The organism is Mariniphaga sp., assembly GCF_041687215.1.
Lineage (GTDB): Bacteria > Bacteroidota > Bacteroidia > Bacteroidales > Prolixibacteraceae > Mariniphaga.
Window position 1 is genome coordinate 1 of the sequence record NZ_JAWLCI010000017.1, and the last position, 15,136, is coordinate 15,136.

Sequence of the window (15,136 nt, forward strand, 5' to 3'; positions counted from 1 at the left end):
ATTCTCGTGGGTGTCAAAAAATTGTCATGTAGGTTTCATATGATTAAAATTGTTCATTTTCAAAGGTATCATATGGAACTCGCACGTATTTTAATCATCACCCTGGATGTAAATATTTTACATGCTCGTTTCATTCTTTTTCGTATTTTTATAAAAAATAAAAATGATGAGTGCAGGCATTAATGAAATACTGTCAGATTTAAAAAACCATTTGATTCATCATTATGGTGATTCTGTAAAAGATGTGGTACTATTTGGTTCACAGGCCCGTGGCGATTCAAATAAATTTTCAGATTATGATGTGCTAATCATTTTAAATGAGGATTATACGGGAAAAGATGAAAACAGAATCCTTGACTTATGCTATGATATTGATTTGAAATACGATATCCTGCTGGATGTTCATATAATTTCAAATCATGAATTAAATACCATTCGCGGGAAACAGCCAATTTATGTTAATGCAATAAAATCCGGTATTTACGCATGACACTCGACAAGGAAGACAGAAAGAATTTAATCTCATACCGATTTGAACAAGCTGAGGAAACAATTCAGGATGTTAAATTACTAATTGAAAATGAAAGACTTCGCTCAGCAGTTAACAGGATTTACTATGGCATGTTTTATTCTTTACTCGCATTAGGATTAGCCTACGAATTCGAAACTTCAAAACATGCGCAACTCATCGGGTGGTTCAATAAAAAATTCATTCATAGTGGTTTAATTGATTCAAAATACGGGAAAATAATTAATAAAGCATTCAACCGCAGAACAAAAGGCGATTATGACACTTATGTAGTTTTTGAAAAAGAAATTATAAGGGACATGTTTGATGAGATGAAAGAATTTATCACATCGATTAAAATATATATAGAAAAAAATAAAAATAACTACCTGTAATATCTTATGAATCAATACACAGAATAGTCCACAAAAAAAAGGCAGCAGTTTCAAAAACCTGCTGCCTTTTTTCATGCGCGATTCAAAACCGCGCCACCCTAAATCCCCCGTGCATTTCTGTCCAGTTGTTCTTCTTCCGTAAAATCATTTTCCGGGGTGTGGCCGGGTAAAGGCAGGATGCGTTCGTGAATGGCATCCACTATCCACTCCGGCTGCGGGAAGAAATAGTCTTCCAGTTCGTGGGCCGGTGTAATCCAGTTGCGCGAACCCACCACCACAGGCGGGGCATCCAGGTAATCGAATGCCAGTTCGGTAATGTTCGAGGCCAAATCGCGCATAAACGACCCGCGGCCCGATGCATCGCCGGTAATCACAATGCGACCTGTTTTTTTGATGGATTCAATCACCAAATCGTAATTAAACGGCACCAGCGAGCGGGCGTCAATAACTTCTGCCGATAAATCATATTTTTCTTCCAGAATTTTTGCAGCATCCAGCGCCCGGTAAAGCGTGGCGCCAATGGAGAGAATGGTCACATCGCCGCCCTCTTTTTTTATGTCAGGTTCACCCAGCGGTATTTCGTAATATCCTTCCGGAACGCCGCCTTTGTGGAACATTTCGCCAATATCGTAAATGCGCTGGCTTTCGAAGAAAACAACCGGATCGGTCCCTTGCAGGGCAGCGTTCATCAACCCTTTGGCATCGTAAGGCGTAGCGGGGAACACCACTTTCAGCCCGGGAATATGGGCGGGCAGTGCAGTCCAGTCCTGCGAGTGCTGTGCGCCGTATTTTGAACCTACCGAAACGCGGATAACCACGGGCATTTTCAACACGTTGCCGCTCATGGCCTGCCATTTGGGCAACTGGTTAAACACCTCGTCGCCGGCGCGGCCCAGGAAGTCGCAGTACATGATTTCAGGAATCACCCGTCCGCCGCACATGGCATAACCAATGGCCGTTCCCACGATGGCGCCTTCGGAAATGGGTGAGTTGAACAGGCGGTGGTATGGCAGCGCTTCAGTGAGGCCACGGTAAACAGCAAATGCACCTCCCCAGTCGCGGTTTTCTTCCCCGTAGGCAATCAATGTCGGGTCTTTGTAAAACCGATCGGCAATGGCTTCAAACAGACCGTCGCGTAATGCATAGGTTTTTATTTTGGAGTGCGGTTTGCCATTTTCGTCGAACATAAACCGTTCTTTGGTAGCTAACTGTTTTACCCTCGGATTTTCTTCCATTGGGTGATTTACGTCCGGCTCACGGTCCTCCATTTTATCCACACTCTGATCGCTGAACATCATTTCACCAATCAGGTTCGGATATTTTTTCATATCCATGTGGGGCGAAACTTCATCGTCGATGGCCAGCTTCAAAGTAGAAGTGACAATATTTTCAGTTTCGGTTTTAATCTTTTCCAGTTCTTCTTTGGTGGCAATACCGGCTTTTACCAGCTCGTTGCCAAACCAAACAATGGAATCCTGGCTTTCCCATGCTTCCACTTCTTCTTTCGAACGATAGGACGAAGCATCTGAAGGAGAGTGGCCACTGTACCGGTAAGTGAGCACATCGAGCAGCACCGGACCGCGTTTTTCTTCCAGAATTTTCTTTTTGCGGCGGTAGGCATCGATAACCGCCAGCGGATTGTAACCATCCACCCGTTCGGCGTGCATTTGATCTTTGTTCAGGCCTGCACCGATGCGGGCTGCCACTTCGTATCCCATGGTTTCGCCACAGGTTTGGCCGCCCATGCCGTACTGGTTGTTCATGATGTTGATGATGAGCGGAAGTCCGCCTTTCATATCGCCCTCCCACAACTCAGTAAACTGGTCCATGGTGGCAAACGCCAAACCTTCCCAAACAGGCCCGCAAGCCATAGAAGCATCACCAATATTGGCCACCACTATTCCTTTTTTGCGGTTCACTTTTTTGTAAAGCGCCGCGCCAACCGAAATGTCGCCTGAGCCACCCACAATGGCATTGTTCGGGTAAACGCCAAACGGTGTGAAAAAGGCGTGCATGGAACCGCCCAGCCCTTTGTTGAAACCGGTTTCGCGGGCAAAAATCTCTGCCAGCGTTCCGTAAAGCAGGAATTTTACCGCCAGTTCTTTGGTGGTTCCGGTGTGGCCGGCTTTTACAGGCGCAAGCGTAACTCCGTCGAAATGTTTTTCCATGATGTTTTCCAGCGTTTCATCATCGAGTTTGGCAATGGCCGACAATCCTTTGGCCAAAATTTCGCCGTGACTGCGGTGCGAACCGAAGATAAAATCTTCCACATCCAGATTATAGGCCATTCCCACTGCCGCTGCTTCCTGACCAATGGAAAGGTGAGCCGGGCCAGGATGGTTATACGGAATACCGTTGTATTCGCCACGGGTTTTGATGAGGTTCAGCATGGTTTCGAACTCGCGAATAACCACCATGTCGTTAAAAATGCGCAGGAAATCTTCTTTGGAGAAATTTTCTTTTTCTTCTTCAATCGTTTTGTTGTACTGATTGATTGGAATCGGTTTAAATTCCAGTTGTCTGGGTTTCCTTACTTCGTCGGGATTTATGAATTGTACTTTTGGCATCGTTATTTTATTTTATTTTAATTTTTGTTTCAGTTTCCAGGTTTCAGGTTCCACGTTAACTTGCTACTTGAAACCTGTAACCTGCAACTTCATACATTAAACTTTGAACATTTAACTTTAAACTGAAAGCCCCTCTATCTGCTCCTTCACCTCTGCCAGGAACCGCGTTGCTTCGCCGCCGTCAATTGCCTGGTGGTTATAGGTGAGCGACAGGCCAATCATTGGCACAAAACCATACACACCTTCCTCAATTTCCATTGGGCGCAGTACGATGGTGCAAACGCCCAGAATAGCAGTTTGCGGCAGATTAATGACCGGCGTAAACATTTCCACACCGTAATTTCCGAGGTTGGAGACCGTAAATGTAGCTGCCTCCGGACTCAGCAAATCGGGATTGACATTCCCGCTGCGCGCCTGTGTAGCCAGTTGCTGCAATTGATTGGAAAGTCCAGTGACAGAGAGGTCGTCGGCATTTTGCAGCGCCGGAACCATAAGTCCGCGGTCGGTGTCCACAGCCAGCCCCAAATGCACTTTTTTGAACCATTTTATTTTATCGCCCAAATAGTGGGTATTTACCTGCGGAAATTTTTCCAGCGCCCGGATAACGGCAAAACATACCAAATCGTTGATGGTAACGTTCTGCTGAATTTTTCCTTCGGAATATTCGGCTTTGTATTTTTTACGCAGTTTCAGCAGTTGCCGCGCATCGGCGCTGAGGTGGTGGGTAAGCTGTGCAGAGTTTTGCAGCGACTGATGCATGGCGGTTGCAATCAATTTCCGGATATTCGGAATGGATTTTATTTCGAAATCAGCTCCGGTTTGCAAGATCTGTGCTTTTTGTACAGGTGCAGGTTTGGCCGCAGGTTCTGATTTTGTCGCAGGTTTTTGAACCGTTTCTGCGGCTACCTCCACATCGCGGGCAATGATTCTGCCGCGTGGGCCGGTGCCTTTTAGCGAATGAATATCCACGCCCATTTTTTCGGCCATATTTTTGGCCAGCGGCGAAATGCGAATGCGTTTCCCGGTTTCATTTTCTTCCACATCGAACTCAATCACTTTTGGCGATTCTTCCTCTTTTTCTTCCTTTTCCGGTTCTTTCTCAGCAGAGGGAGTTTTTTCACTGCCTGGAGCAAATTCATCCACCGGTTCACCTTCGGCGCCAATTACGGCTACATTGGTGAGCACCGGCACCTCGTCGCCTTCGTCGAAAAAGATTGCCAGCAGTATTCCTTCTGACTTTGCTTCTTCCTCAAACGAAGCCTTGTCGGTTTCGTATGAAAAGAGCAGGTCGCCCTCTTTCACTTCGTCGCCCACCGACTTGTACCATTGACCCATGATGCAGGATTCAACAGACTGGCCCTGGCGGGGCATCATTACAGGTATTGCCATTTTTTCTTTTGAATTATTTTGTTTGACTTGTTGTTACAAATTCTCAATTTCAGCTTTTATTGTTCACAGCATATTATCTGGCATTTAATGAGCCCAGATATTATGACGGTGTAAAAATAAAAAGAATAACTTGTAAATACAAGTTGGTTTATGTATTTAAAATATTTTTAACTTTGGGGCATGGTAAATCAAGTGCCGCAATACCGTAAATTATATGAAATGCTTCGGAAGCATATTCTTTCAGGAGTTTATGAGGAAGGAAGTTTGCTGCCGTCGGAAAACGAGTTGTGTGCCGTGCATGGAATGACGCGCCCAACGGTTCGCCATGCGCTGGACACGTTGGTAAAAGACGGACTCATATTGAAAAAACAGGGAAAGGGAAGTATTGTGCGAAAACCGCCGCAAAACATTGGTATTTTGTCCATTGCAGGCACGGCTTCGGCAGTTGGGGTCAGGTACCTGAAAACCGATATTTTGCAAAAACCGGAAATCAGAAAATGGCCCGAAAAGTTTGCGTTTGAACTTTCAGAGTTGGAAAAGGAATCAGGGTGCATTTACATGGAACGTTTGCGGTATGTGGACGACCAACCGGTTTTTTACGACATCAACCACCTGCCAAACATCAATCTGCCCCGGTTCACAAGCCGGTCATTGGAGAACAAATCGCTGTTTGAAGTTTTACGAAAACATTACCAGATAAATATTTTGGGAGGCGAGCAGCAACTGAAAGCTCTTGTTCCCAAAGAAAAAATTAAAAACCTGCTTCAGTTAAAAAAAGGCCAGCCGGTGCTTTATATTGAGCGAAAACTAACTACCAACAAGGAGGGATTCAACATTTACTCCACCATTTACTTCAACTCAGAAAAGCACGCCATTTTTGGTTCGTTTTAATTTTTCCTGTAAAAATTTTTGTCTCTTTTTATTAAATCATACTTTTGCCCGAATTTCAGTTTCTGAATTGAAAATCAGAGCGCAGTGAATGAAAAGAGTGGCGTAAATAATTAACGTCATTTAATGTAAAATGAAACAGTTTTATTTTGGGAAACAGAGTTGAATTGACAGAAATAAAGGAACCTGTAAACATTAGAGGAGAACGGGCTACCTTTGAAAATGAAAGATACGGCGCCCATCCACGCAACACGTTTGATATTTGGATGGCAAAGTCGGAAACTCCCACTCCACTTGTAATTTACATTCATGGTGGCGGTTTTATTGGAGGCGACAAATCGAAATATTTTGAGTCGGAAGATTTGGTGCGTTTTCTGGATGCCGGCGTTTCAGTGGCCACCATCAACTACCGGTTTATGACCGAGGCCCCTTATGGAATTATAGCAAGTTTCAACGACTCGAAAAGGTGTTTGCAATACATTCGGTACAACTCCAATAAATATAACATCGATAAAACCCGGATTGCCTGCTCGGGAGGTTCTGCAGGAGCCGGAACTGCGCTTTGGCTGGCATTTTCCGACGATATGGCCGATTTGCAAAATGTGGATCCGGTTCTTCGGGAATCAACACGTTTAACCTGTGCCGGAGCATTTGCAACGCAATCTACATACGACATATTTCAATGGGAGAAAATCATCGGTGTTCCCATGTCTGATACGCCAGAACAATTATTGGCCATTGCCACAGCTTTCGGAATTAAAAATATGGATGGAGTGGATTTGTTTGCGCAGTATGAAATCCGCCGGGAACTGGATTTTCTAAGTAAAATGGATAAAAAAGACCCGCCCATATTCGTGTTCAATAAACATAAAAACGGAATTCCTGCCAACGAAGATGAATTGAACCACCATCCGTTGCATGCAAAAGCTTTAAAAGAAAAAGCTGATGAAGTTGGCCTCGAAGCAATAGTTTATGCCCCCGAAATTGGAATTACAGATTCTTCAGGAAAAGATTTGGTTGAATTCTTTTTTGAAAAGTTTTTTGAGAAAAAATATACATCTTTGCAACTAAACAACAGATTAAAAGCAATTTAAAAATGAAGGTTTTAAAGTTTGGCGGAACTTCAGTTGGCTCGCCCGAAAATATGCGGGCTGTAATGAAAATTATTGCTGACGGAGAAGAAAAAATTGTGGTGCTTTCTGCTATGTCGGGTACTACAAATGCATTGGTCGAAATATCGGGGTTGTTATGGAAAAAGAACCGGGAAACGGCGAGTATTTCTATTGGGCAACTGGAGGCATCCTATAAAAAGGTGGTGAAAAAACTTTTTGAAAGTGAGGAAAACAGGAAAAAAGGACAAAAAATTATAAAGTCTGCTTTCAATATTATAAAATCTTTTACTTCCGGAAAATTTTCACAAGTTGGTGAAAACACAATCCTTGCACAAGGCGAACTAATTTCTACCCAGCTTTTTACCCTGTTGATGAATGAAAACGGGTATGATTGCAAATTGCTTCCGGCACTCGAGTTTATGCGAATTGATGAAGATAAAATGGCTGACTCTAATTATATCAGGGAACATGCAGAAAAGGTGCTCCAAGAAGTGGGGCCCACCACTTATTACATTACCCAGGGATACATTTGCCGGAATGCCAGCGGTGAAATTGATAACCTGCAGCGCGGGGGAAGTGATTACACTGCATCGCTTTTAGGTGCTGCAATTGATGCCGAAGAAATTCAGATTTGGACTGATATTGACGGTTTTCATAACAACGACCCACGCTATGTGGAGAATACCAAAAAAATAGAGCAACTTTCATTTAACGAAGCGGCTGAGCTGGCTTATTTTGGCGCAAAAATTTTACACCCGCAAACTGTATTTCCTGCCAGAGTTCAGAATATTCCGGTGCGATTAAAAAATACGATGAATCCTGCCGACGGCGGAACACTTATTACTGCTGAATCTTCGGGTACAGGTATTAAAGCCGTAGCAGCAAAAGATGGAATTACTGCCATTAAAATACGTTCTGACAGGATGTTAATGGCATACGGATTTCTGAAAAGTGTATTCCGGATTTTCGAAAAGTATAGAACACCAATTGACATGATTTCAACTTCGGAGGTAGCTGTTTCGCTTACCATTGATAAAAAAGATAATCTGCAAAAAATAAAAAATGACCTGGATAAATTTGGAACTGTGGAAGTGGATGATAATATGACCATTATTTGTATTGTTGGTGATATTATTGCTGAAGAACGTGGATTTGCGTCAAAAGTGTTTAACGCACTCGATGGTATTCCTATCCGGATGATTTCATACGGGGGAAGTCGCCACAACATTTCTGTACTAGTACCAAACTCACATAAGAAGAGTACGTTGCAGGCATTGAGCGAAAATCTGTTAAGTAACGGAAATTAGATCGGCAAACGTTTTTTTACGGTTCGGGAGTGATTGGACTTCCCTCTGAAAAAAAGTTCTCATGAATTTTTTAATTTTTTTTCAGGATAGGGCGCAACCTATAGCTAAAAAAAAATATCTACCGTAAAAAAACTGCCATGAAAAATTTAAAAATTACTTTAACTTTTGGACTACTATTTGGTTTTCTCCTGTTATCATGTAAAAAATCAAACGAAGACCCTGGCGTTGTAATAGATGGTTTAACAGCCGAAAACTATCCCAAAGTTGATTGCTCCACCTCGGCGGGGCCGTTGCAAACCATTATTTACTGTGAATTATTAGGGCTGAATTACAGTTGGTCGAGAAACATGGCCCTCGATAATGTTTTTTATGTACATCCCGATATCGATGATTATTCTGACTTTTATGAAAAGACAAGCGTTTCGGGCACTCACGGAGCCTATATGAGCCTGATAAACAAAGAATCTGATTTGATCCTTGTTGCCCGCGAGCCGTCCAATTTCGAACTGGATGCCGCCGGTTTGGAGGGTGTGGAACTGGAAATTACACCGGTAGCCCTCGATGCTTTTATTTTTATCACAAACACGAACAATCCCGTAAATTCGCTGACCACCAGCCAAATTAAAGACATTTATAAAAACAACATTACCAACTGGAAGGAAGTAGGGGGTAACGACAGCCCGATAACCCCTTATGTGAGGAACGCCAATTCGGGTAGCCAGGAACTGATGGAATCACTGGTGATGAAAGGGGAACCCATGGCCGACTGGACAGAAGCGGTATTGTCGGGAATGGCAGGTCCGTTTTCGACTTTACGTTGGGATGAAAACGGCCTGTGTTACACTGTTTATTATTACAAGGAACAAATGGTCAGGGACCAGATAGTTAAGCATCTCAGCGTGGATGGCGTATATCCTGATAAAAAAACCATCAAAAACCAGTCTTATCCATACACAACGTTTGTTTATGCTGTTGTCCGGCAGGATTTGGACCGAACTTCCATGGCCTTTAAAGTTTATGAAGCCCTTCAGACCAAAGGTGGAAAACGCATGATTGAAAAAAGCGGGTACATTACAAACTGACAGTGATTTTTTTTCAAAATGGATGATTTGAGTTTGAACTTTTAAATAACAGAAAAACCCGGCAAGTTGCCGGGTTTTTCTGTTATTGGGTGGTAGATCCCGACTTAGGGACGGTTCACCAAGTCATCAGAAAACCAGTGGAATAAAGCACAATCTCATTTATCGGTTTTAATTTTTATTGCAGAGTTCCAGCCAGATTTGGTTACCCTTCCCGGAAATTTGCCTCTTTCAGAAAAAATTTGGAAATTGAAACCTGAAAAAGTTTAAAATCTAAAACTACAGATATGGACAATTCCAGAGTTTACAGAATGAAATTTGCCAGTGTTTATCCTTTGTATATTCAAAAAGCAGAACGAAAAGGACGCACAAAAGCGGAAGTGGATGAAATTATTTTTTGGCTGACCGGATATGATAAACAAACCCTGCAACAGCAAATTGAAAGCCAAAGCGATTTTGAAACTTTTTTTGCACAGGCGCCACAAATGAATCCGAATGTTTCAAAAATTAAAGGGGTGATTTGCGGGTACCGCGTGAAGGAAATCGAAGATGCGGTGGTGCAGAAAGTCCGCTATTTGGATAAACTGGTGGATGAACTGGCCAAAGGCAAGGCCATGGAGAAAATTTTAAGAAATTGAAACTATGGATGTAACATTCTTTTCGAATCAGGATGAGTTTAGAATGTGGTTGGAAAAACACCACGATAAAGAAAATGAGTTACTGGTTGGTTTTTATAAAGTTAAAACCGGAAAACCGTCGATGAGTTGGTCGCAATCGGTTGACCAGGCTTTGTGCTTTGGCTGGATTGACAGTGTTAGAAAATCCATTGACGATGAAAGTTATTCAATTCGGTTTACACCCAGAAAAAAAACAAGCAACTGGAGTGCCATTAATATAAAAAAAGTTGAAGAGCTGAAAAAAGCAGGTTTAATGACAAACGCAGGACTAAAGGCATTTAATTTCAGAGAAGATGGCAAATCAAAAATTTACAGCTACGAAAATCCTTCAAAATTAGCATCCAAATATGAAGACCTGTTTAAAGCAAACAAAACAGCATGGAATTTTTTTGCACAGCAAGCACTATCATACAGAAAAATAATTACCCGGTGGATAATGAGTGCAAAGATGGAAAAAACACAACTTTCGCGACTTGAAAAAACCATTAACGAAAGTGAACAGCAAAAACGAATTAAATTTATGTAGAACTAAAGCATAACGAAAAAGAGGGACCAGTAATCTGATCCCTCTTTTTTTCGTATAAACCTTATCAGGCCTGTGCGGTTGGACCGCCAAATGCCATAGGCGGCATTCCATTGCCCGGACCCGGTTTTACATTCTTAATTGGTCCGTGAACGGCTTCAAACTTTTTAATGTTATCCTGCAAAGCAAACAACAACCGTTTGGCATGTTCGGGCGTAAGAATCACCCTCGACTTTACATTCGCCTTAGGAATTCCCGGCATAATGCGTACAAAATCGATAACAAACTCTGAACTGGAGTGGGTAATAACAGCCAAGTTTGAATAAATTCCCTGGGCCACTTCTTCACTCAATTCAATGTTCAACTGCTGTTGTTTTTGCTTTTTCTCGTCCATGGTCCTATTTTTTCATATCAATTAACCTGTCGTATTCTTCTTTCGAACCCACAATCAGGTTTTTATATTCTTTTAACCCGGTACCGGCCGGAATGAGGTGTCCGCAAATTACGTTTTCCTTCAGTCCGTCGAGGTAATCGGTTTTGCCGTTAATAGCGGCTTCATTCAGTACTTTTGTGGTTTCCTGGAACGATGCAGCCGACAACCAGCTTCGGGTTTGCAGCGCTGCACGGGTAATACCCTGCAGAATCTGGCTCGATGTTGCAGGAATGGCATCCCTGGCTTCCACCAGTTTTTTGTCTTTCCGCCTCAACTGCGAGTTTTCATCCCTCATGCGACGTGCAGAAATAATCTGCCCGGCTTTTAAGCCTTCGGCATCACCCGGTTCAATCACCACTTTTTTGTTCCAAATCCAGTCGTTTTCCGAAAGGAATTCGTTCTTATCAACGATTTGTTTTTCGAGGAAACGGGTATCACCCGGATCGTCAATTTCCACTTTACGCATCATCTGACGAATAATCACCTCGAAGTGTTTGTCGTTAATTTTTACCCCCTGCATGCGGTAAACATCCTGAACTTCGTTCAAAATATATTCCTGAACTGCAGTGGGCCCTTTAATGCCCAGAATGTCGGAAGGTGTGGTTGCACCATCGGAAAGTGAAGTACCGGCCCTGATGTAATCATTTTCCTGCACCAGAATCTGTTTTGAAAGTGGCACCAGGTATTTTTTCACATCACCGGTTTTTGAGGTAATGATGATCTCGCGGTTTCCACGTTTGATTTTACCCAGTGAAACTTCACCGTCAATTTCAGAAACCACAGCCGGGTTGGAGGGATTTCGTGCTTCGAAAAGTTCAGTAACACGTGGTAAACCACCAGTGATATCGCCTGCTTTTCCGGCAGCCCTCGGTATTTTAACCAGAACCGTACCTGCTTTTACCGTTTGCCCTTGTGCCACAGAAATGTGTCCACCTACAGGCAAGTTGTACGACCGAATCATCGTACCATCTTTGTCCATGATTTTCAGGGTCGGATTTTTGGTTTTATCCCGGGTTTCAATAATCACTTTTTCGCTGTAACCGGTCTGTTCATCCGATTCTTCGCGGAAAGTAACACTTTCTATGAGGTTTTCAAATTCAATTTTTCCATCGAATTCAGTAATAATTACCCCATTGAAAGGGTCCCATTCACAAATCAGTTTCCCTTTTCTAATTTCATCGCCATTCTTTACATACAGTTTTGAACCGTAAGGAATGGAATGTGTAGAAAGTGGGATTTGTGTATTTTTATCAATAATCTTAAGTTCTGCCAACCGGCTTACAACAATGTCAACGGGTTTGCCGTCATCACCTTTGTTTTCAACGGCGCGCAATTCTTCAATTTCAACATACCCGTCGTAACGGGCTTCCACTGCAGATTGAGCCGAAATGTTACCTGCAATACCCCCAACGTGGAAGGTACGCAGTGTAAGCTGTGTTCCCGGTTCACCAATCGACTGGGCGGCAATTACACCAACTGCCTCTCCTTTTTGAACCATGTATCCGGTAGCAAGATTGCGACCGTAACATTTGGCACAAACACCCACTTTCGATTCACAGGTGAGCACTGAACGGATTTCAACAGTTTCAATGGGTGATTCGTCAATTGCTGCAGCAACTTCCTCAGTAATTGTATCGCCCGACTTTATAATTAAATCACCATTTAACGGGTGGTAAATATCATGCACTGAAGTTCTTCCAACAATACGTTCAGGAAGAGAAGCAACAATTTCTTCGTTGTTTTTAATGGCTGCTGCCACCAAACCACGCAGTGTTCCGCAGTCTTCTTCCGAAATAATAACGTCTTGTGAAACATCAACCAAACGACGGGTTAAATATCCCGCATCGGCGGTTTTAAGGGCGGTGTCAGCCAAACCTTTACGTGCACCGTGAGTTGAAATAAAGTACTCGAGTACTGAAAGGCCTTCCTTAAAGTTGGCCAAAATCGGGTTTTCGATAATCTGAGAACCTGTTGAGCCAGATTTCTGAGGCTTGGCCATCAATCCCCTCATTCCGCAAAGCTGACGAATCTGCTCTTTTGAACCACGGGCACCGGAATCAAGCATCATATAAATTGAATTGAAACCCTGTTTGTCGGTACTAATGGTTTTCATTACCGAGTGGGTCAGTTTCGAGTTGGCATGTGTCCAGATATCGATAACCTGGTTGTACCTCTCGTTGTTGGTAATAAAACCCATGTTGTAGTTGGCAATTACCTCTTCAACTTCCTCGTAACCACTTCCAACAATGGTCTCTTTATCTTCAGGAATAATTACGTCATCAATGTTAAACGACAATCCTCCGCGATAGGCCATGTGGTACCCAAGGTCTTTAATGGCATCGAGGAATGCTACCGTCTCAGCGTTTCCACATCTTTTGAAAACGTCGGAAATGATGGTACGCAACGACTTTTTGGTAAGCAACTGGTTAATGTATCCCACTTTTCGCGGAACATATTCGTTAAACAGTATCCGGCCAACAGTCGTTTCAATAATATGTTTGAAATATTCGCCGTTTTCGTCCACGTCTTCCACCTTCACTTTAACAATGGAGTGGAGTCCGACAGCTCTTTCATCGTAAGCAATTTTCACTTCTTCGGGTGAATAGAAAGTCATGCCTTCACCTTTTGAACCTTCGCGTGGTTTGGTCATGTAATATAAACCAAGAACCATATCCTGAGACGGAACCTGAATAGGTGCACCGTTTGCAGGGTTCAGCAGGTTGTGCGATGCAAGCATCAGCAACTGAGCTTCCAAAATGGCAGCATTTCCAAGCGGAAGGTGAACAGCCATCTGGTCACCGTCGAAGTCGGCGTTAAAACCGGTACATACAAGCGGGTGCAACTGAATAGCTTTTCCCTCAATCATTACCGGTTGGAATGCCTGAATGGATAACCTGTGCAGTGTGGGCGCACGGTTCAGCAGAACCGGATGTCCTTTCAAAACATTTTCCAGAATTTCCCAAACTACCGGGTCTTTGCGATCCACAATCTTTTTGGCCGATTTAACCGTTTTTACAATCCCCCGTTCAATCAGTTTCCTGATTACAAATGGCTTGTAAAGTTCGGCAGCCATATCTTTTGGAAGACCACATTCGTGAATTTTCAGTTTCGGACCAACCACAATAACCGAACGGGCAGAATAGTCAACACGTTTACCGAGCAGGTTTTGGCGGAAACGTCCCTGTTTCCCTTTCAAACTGTCTGAAAGTGATTTCAGTGCCCGGTTATTTTCAGTTTTTACGGCATTCGATTTTCTTGAATTATCGAAAAGCGAATCTACAGCTTCCTGCAACATTCGTTTTTCATTTCGAAGAATAACCTCAGGCGCTTTAATTTCAATCAGCCTTTTCAACCTGTTATTCCGAATGATTACCCTGCGGTACAAGTCATTCAAATCGGAGGTTGCAAACCGTCCGCCATCCAGCGGAACAAGCGGTCTTAAATCGGGAGGAATAACCGGAACAACCCGGACAATCATCCATTCGGGGCGGTTCAGGTTTTTACTTGCCCTGAATGCTTCCACTACCTGCAGGCGTTTAAGCGCTTCGTTTTTCCTCTGCTGAGAAGTTTCGGTATTTGCTTTGTGCCTCAATGTAAAAGACAAGTCATCCAAATCAATCCTGCTCAAAATTTCGTAAAGTGCCTCGGCTCCCATTTTCGCGATGAATTTATTAGGATCTTCATCATCGAGAAACTGATTGTCTTTTGGCAATGAATCGAGTATATCGAGGTATTCTTCTTCAGTTAAGAAATCGAGTTCTTTTACCCCGTCAGTTGCTTTTACACCCGGATTAATTACTACGTAACGTTCGTAATAAATAATAGAATCGAGCTTTTTGGTAGGTAACCCAAGCAGGTATCCGATTTTGTTTGGCAGCGAACGGAAGTACCAGATATGCGCCACCGGAACTACCAGGGCAATATGCCCCATACGTTCACGGCGAACTTTTTTCTCTGTTACTTCAACCCCACAGCGGTCGCAAACTATTCCCTTGTAACGAATTCGTTTGTATTTACCGCAATGGCATTCGTAATCTTTCACAGGCCCGAAAATACGCTCGCAAAACAAGCCGTCCCGTTCTGGTTTATAAGTTCTGTAGTTTATTGTTTCAGGTTTCAAAACTTCGCCAAACGATCTTTCCAGAATTTCTTCGGGAGAAGACAGACTGATCGAAATTTTTGAGAAACCACCTTTTGCTTTGTTATCTTTTCTGAATGCCATAATTCTAATTAAAAATCATTATAACAGAACCAAAAT

General features: G+C 43.0%; 12 protein-coding genes. 8 read left to right on the forward strand and 4 right to left on the reverse strand.

The features are described 5' to 3' along the window. Positions 1 to 166: 166 nt before the first annotated feature. Positions 167 to 490, forward strand: a complete 324-nt coding sequence (locus ACESMA_RS08120; protein ID WP_372948294.1) for a nucleotidyltransferase domain-containing protein — start codon at positions 167 to 169, stop codon at positions 488 to 490. Beyond that, the gene (locus tag ACESMA_RS08125; RefSeq protein WP_372948295.1) at positions 487 to 903 is read left to right on the forward strand and encodes a HEPN domain-containing protein; all 417 of its coding nucleotides are present in this window, start codon (positions 487 to 489) and stop codon (positions 901 to 903) included. The genes ACESMA_RS08120 and ACESMA_RS08125 overlap by 4 nt, the downstream gene beginning before the upstream one ends. A gap of 98 nt (positions 904 to 1,001) precedes the next feature. Here ACESMA_RS08125 and ACESMA_RS08130 read toward each other — a convergent pair whose 3' ends face one another. Together ACESMA_RS08130 and ACESMA_RS08135 are read right to left on the reverse strand one after the other, a co-directional pair. Then, positions 1,002 to 3,470 carry a thiamine pyrophosphate-dependent enzyme gene (locus ACESMA_RS08130; protein ID WP_372948296.1) on the reverse strand — a complete coding sequence of 823 codons (2,469 nt, stop codon included), beginning with the start codon at positions 3,468 to 3,470 and terminating at the stop codon, positions 1,002 to 1,004. A 117-nt stretch (positions 3,471 to 3,587) separates the two neighbouring features. After that, positions 3,588 to 4,859, reverse strand: a complete 1,272-nt coding sequence (locus ACESMA_RS08135; RefSeq protein WP_372948297.1) for a dihydrolipoamide acetyltransferase family protein — start codon at positions 4,857 to 4,859, stop codon at positions 3,588 to 3,590. 180 nt (positions 4,860 to 5,039) lie between these two features. Here ACESMA_RS08135 and ACESMA_RS08140 point away from each other — a divergent pair, with 180 nt between their 5' ends. The 6 genes from ACESMA_RS08140 to ACESMA_RS08165 all read left to right on the forward strand — a co-directional run bounded on the left by ACESMA_RS08140 (position 5,040) and on the right by ACESMA_RS08165 (position 10,448). Then, positions 5,040 to 5,750: a GntR family transcriptional regulator gene (locus tag ACESMA_RS08140; RefSeq protein WP_372948298.1), complete on the forward strand. Its 711-nt coding sequence runs from the start codon at positions 5,040 to 5,042 to the stop codon at positions 5,748 to 5,750. A gap of 146 nt (positions 5,751 to 5,896) precedes the next feature. Next, positions 5,897 to 6,841, forward strand: a complete 945-nt coding sequence (locus ACESMA_RS08145) for an alpha/beta hydrolase fold domain-containing protein (protein WP_372948299.1) — start codon at positions 5,897 to 5,899, stop codon at positions 6,839 to 6,841. 2 nt (positions 6,842 to 6,843) lie between these two features. Further along, positions 6,844 to 8,166: an aspartate kinase gene (locus tag ACESMA_RS08150; protein WP_372948300.1), complete on the forward strand. Its 1,323-nt coding sequence runs from the start codon at positions 6,844 to 6,846 to the stop codon at positions 8,164 to 8,166. Between the two features lie 137 nt (positions 8,167 to 8,303). Next, positions 8,304 to 9,248 (forward strand): PstS family phosphate ABC transporter substrate-binding protein, encoded by a 945-nt coding sequence (locus ACESMA_RS08155; protein WP_372948301.1) that lies wholly within the window; start codon positions 8,304 to 8,306, stop codon positions 9,246 to 9,248. A 284-nt stretch (positions 9,249 to 9,532) separates the two neighbouring features. Then, positions 9,533 to 9,883, forward strand: coding sequence for a DUF2200 domain-containing protein (locus ACESMA_RS08160; RefSeq protein WP_372948302.1), 351 nt, complete (start codon positions 9,533 to 9,535; stop codon positions 9,881 to 9,883). A 4-nt stretch (positions 9,884 to 9,887) separates the two neighbouring features. After that, positions 9,888 to 10,448 (forward strand): YdeI/OmpD-associated family protein, encoded by a 561-nt coding sequence (locus ACESMA_RS08165; RefSeq protein WP_372948303.1) that lies wholly within the window; start codon positions 9,888 to 9,890, stop codon positions 10,446 to 10,448. A gap of 64 nt (positions 10,449 to 10,512) precedes the next feature. On the opposite strand, the gene ACESMA_RS08170 is transcribed toward ACESMA_RS08165, so the two are convergent. Beyond that, on the reverse strand, positions 10,513 to 10,839 hold the full coding sequence (locus ACESMA_RS08170; RefSeq protein WP_372948304.1) for a DUF3467 domain-containing protein: 327 nt from the start codon (positions 10,837 to 10,839) through the stop codon (positions 10,513 to 10,515). 4 nt (positions 10,840 to 10,843) lie between these two features. After that, entirely contained in the window at positions 10,844 to 15,100 is a 4,257-nt protein-coding gene (rpoC, locus tag ACESMA_RS08175) for a DNA-directed RNA polymerase subunit beta' (protein WP_372948305.1), read from the reverse strand. Positions 15,101 to 15,136: the final 36 nt, after the last annotated feature.

Coding starts and splice junctions, on each gene's coding strand:
- ACESMA_RS08120 (WP_372948294.1), top strand. CDS start 167: ATGAGTGCAGGCATTAATGAAATACTGTCAGATTTAAAAAACCATTTG.
- ACESMA_RS08125 (WP_372948295.1), top strand. CDS start 487: ATGACACTCGACAAGGAAGACAGAAAGAATTTAATCTCATACCGATTT.
- ACESMA_RS08130 (WP_372948296.1), bottom strand. CDS start 3,470: ATGCCAAAAGTACAATTCATAAATCCCGACGAAGTAAGGAAACCCAGA.
- ACESMA_RS08135 (WP_372948297.1), bottom strand. CDS start 4,859: ATGGCAATACCTGTAATGATGCCCCGCCAGGGCCAGTCTGTTGAATCC.
- ACESMA_RS08140 (WP_372948298.1), top strand. CDS start 5,040: ATGGTAAATCAAGTGCCGCAATACCGTAAATTATATGAAATGCTTCGG.
- ACESMA_RS08150 (WP_372948300.1), top strand. CDS start 6,844: ATGAAGGTTTTAAAGTTTGGCGGAACTTCAGTTGGCTCGCCCGAAAAT.
- ACESMA_RS08155 (WP_372948301.1), top strand. CDS start 8,304: ATGAAAAATTTAAAAATTACTTTAACTTTTGGACTACTATTTGGTTTT.
- ACESMA_RS08160 (WP_372948302.1), top strand. CDS start 9,533: ATGGACAATTCCAGAGTTTACAGAATGAAATTTGCCAGTGTTTATCCT.
- ACESMA_RS08165 (WP_372948303.1), top strand. CDS start 9,888: ATGGATGTAACATTCTTTTCGAATCAGGATGAGTTTAGAATGTGGTTG.
- ACESMA_RS08170 (WP_372948304.1), bottom strand. CDS start 10,839: ATGGACGAGAAAAAGCAAAAACAACAGCAGTTGAACATTGAATTGAGT.
- rpoC (WP_372948305.1), bottom strand. CDS start 15,100: ATGGCATTCAGAAAAGATAACAAAGCAAAAGGTGGTTTCTCAAAAATT.